This window comes from Rothia sp. HMSC071F11 (assembly GCF_001809115.1).
In the GTDB taxonomy this organism is placed as follows: domain Bacteria; phylum Actinomycetota; class Actinomycetes; order Actinomycetales; family Micrococcaceae; genus Rothia; species Rothia dentocariosa.
In genome coordinates, this window is sequence record NZ_KV795760.1 from 23,977 (window position 1) to 24,477 (window position 501).

1 protein-coding gene is annotated in these 501 nt (G+C 58.7%); it reads right to left on the reverse strand.

The features are described from left to right. The coding region (locus tag HMPREF2554_RS07710; RefSeq protein WP_246826037.1) for a PEP-utilizing enzyme at window positions 1-501 on the reverse strand (501 nt) is incomplete at both ends.

The window sequence follows — 501 nt, forward strand, 5'->3', positions numbered from 1 at the left end:
ACACAATATCCTGCGTACCGGATTGAGTGCCGAGTACAGCGGGAATCCCGACCTCGCGCGCAACGATGGCCGCGTGAGAAAGCGGACCTCCAGTATCAGCCACCACGGCGGCAGCCACATTGAACAGTGGGGTCCAGGTGGGATCGGTGTACCGGCACACGAGTATTTCGCCCGGTTCCAGCAGCCCGAACTCTTCCGGCCCGTGGATAACCCGTGCCGTGCCCATCGTCACCCCTGGGCTCGCGCCAACTCCTTTGATGCCGTCCGTCTCAGACCGGTGATTCCCCCGGTCCCACCACAGAGTCTCAGCGGTTGTGCGCTTCTGCTTTCGGTGCGAAATCCTCTGCTGCAGATCGGAGGACGGTTCTTCTGCAAGCAGCGCAGATTCTACCTCATCAAATAGCGCATAGGTTACATCTGAGGGATTCGCCAAGATGCTGCGTTCAACGAGTCGATGTGCGATCTCATCCATGACCCTACGAGCCTCAACAAACCATTCTT